Annotated in this window: 2 protein-coding genes; both read right to left on the bottom strand. The window is 48.6% G+C overall.

Features of this window, described 5'->3' with window-relative positions:
* Positions 1-919: glutamate synthase subunit beta (locus V5298_RS20410; protein WP_332933253.1), on the bottom strand; the 919-nt coding region annotated here is incomplete at its 3' end.
* Between the two features lie 17 nt (positions 920-936).
* A partial coding sequence (locus V5298_RS20405) for a glutamate synthase-related protein (protein WP_332933252.1) occupies positions 937-2,315 on the bottom strand: 1,379 nt, incomplete at its 5' end.

The following is a 2,315-nucleotide window of genomic DNA, read 5'->3' as shown; positions in this document are numbered from 1 at the left end:
GGATAGAAGTACGTACGCAGTCCATGGTGGTATCACCACCACCAAGAACCACCACAGTTTTATCTTTCATATCAATGTAGTCGGCAGGATCTTTCTCCAGCCCCATGACGCGATTAGTATTCGCTACAAGGAAGGGCAATGCTTCGTAAACACCTTCTACGTGTTCGTTATCAAAGCCACCTTGCATGGATTTATAGGTTCCCATGCCAAGGAAAACCGAGTCGTATTGATCCAGCAAGGTCTGAAAATCTACGTCTTTACCGATTTCGGTGTTCATCACAAATTCCACACCCATCTCGGTGAAGATTTCCCGACGACGCTTTATGACTTCTTTTTCCAGTTTGAACGATGGAATACCAAAGGTCAGCAATCCACCGATTTCTTCATACTTATCAAAAACGACAGGTTTCACGCCGTTGCGCACAAGGACGTCTGCACAGGCTAAGCCCGCGGGTCCTGCGCCTACAATGGCCACTTTCTTGTCGGTCCATTCCACGTCGGACATGTCTGGACGCCAGCCCATTTCAAAAGCGGTGTCGGTGATGTATTTTTCAATACTGCCAATGGTGACAGCACCGAATTCATCGTTCAATGTACAGGCGCCTTCACATAGACGGTCCTGAGGACACACTCGACCACACACTTCAGGCAAGCTATTGGTTTTATGAGACAGCTCAGCTGCCTCAATAATACGTCCTTCATTTGCCAATGCTAGCCACTGGGGAATGTAGTTGTGTACAGGACATTTCCATTCACAATACGGGTTACCGCAGTCCAGGCAGCGATCTGCCTGGCCTTCTGTTTGTGACTGAGACAAGGGTTGGTAGATTTCAGCAAACTCACCTTTACGCACCACGATCGGCTTTTTAGGCGGGTCAATCCGTTCTACATCAACAAATTGGTATACATTTTTAGCCATTACTTCACCTATCTAGTTTATTGCGCCTGGATCCGCAGCTCATCACTTGAGCGGCTGATATGACCCAACAGGTTTTTCACTTCACTGGTTTTTGGTTTAATAAGCTTAATGCGCTTCAGCGACTCAGCAAAGTTAGTGAGTAACGACAGAGAATGCTCACTGCCTGTTTCTTCATAGTGTTGGTTAATCAGACCACGTAAATGCTCTGCAAGGATCACCTTGTCACCAATATCCATGATTTCCACCAGTTCAGGGTTTACACGGTTTTTCAGATCACCGGTTTCATCAAGCAGGTAAGCAAAGCCTCCGGTCATACCGGCACCAAAGTTTACGCCTACATTGCCTAATACGGCCACGATGCCGCCAGTCATGTATTCACACCCGTTGTCACCAATGCCTTCTACTACGGCGGTGGCTCCTGAGTTTCGAACGGCAAACCGTTCACCAGCACGACCCGCTGCAAACAGCTTACCGCCGGTTGCGCCGTACAGACAGGTGTTACCCATGATGGCACTGTTATGCGCATCGAAGTTGATATTTCGAGGCGGATAAATTACCAGCTTACCACCGGTCATGCCTTTACCCACATAGTCATTGGCATCGCCTTCAATGCGCATATGTAAGCCGCCGGCATTCCAAACCCCGAAGCTTTGTCCCGCGGTACCGGTGAATTGGATTTTTACCGGTACATCTTCCATATCATGATTACCATGATGTTTGGCAATTTCACCGGACAACATGGCACCCACAGAACGATCGGTGTTGCGGATGGGGTAACTTAAATGAATCCCCTTTCCAGCTTTGACTGCTTTTTGCGCATCGCGAAGCAGTTGTACATTAAGGTCACCCTTATCCATGGGCTGGTTAGTGGTTTCTGAGCAGAACAAACGGGTGTGTTCTCCCTCTACCGGTGTGGCCAGCAGTGGGGACAGGTCCAGTTTGTTTTGCTTGGCTGAAATACCGTCAATGACTTTCAGCAAGTCAGTGCGTCCTACCAGTTCATCGAACTTGCGAACGCCCAGTGCGGCCATGATTTCCCGCACTTCCTGCGCGATGAACTTAAAGTAGTTCATCACCATTTCCGGCAAGCCGATGAAATGGTCTTCACGCAGTTTTTGATCTTGGGTTGCTACACCGGTGGCGCAGTTATTCAAGTGACAAATTCGAAGGTATTTACACCCTAAGGCCACCATAGGACCGGTACCGAAACCGAAACTCTCGGCCCCTAAACAGGCGGCTTTCACCACGTCGAGGCCGGTTTTTAATCCGCCATCAGTTTGTACCCTTACCTTATGACGTAATCCGTTTTCAATTAGCGCTTGCTGGGTTTCCGCCAAACCTAATTCAAAGGGACTACCCGCATATTTCACCGACGTTAAAGGACTTGCACCTGTAC

Origin of the sequence: Alteromonas sp. 14N.309.X.WAT.G.H12, assembly GCF_036697315.1 — a bacterium.
Lineage (GTDB): Bacteria > Pseudomonadota > Gammaproteobacteria > Enterobacterales > Alteromonadaceae > Alteromonas.
Note: the sequence above shows the minus strand (reverse complement) of the source record. Positions and strands in the feature narration are given on the sequence as shown.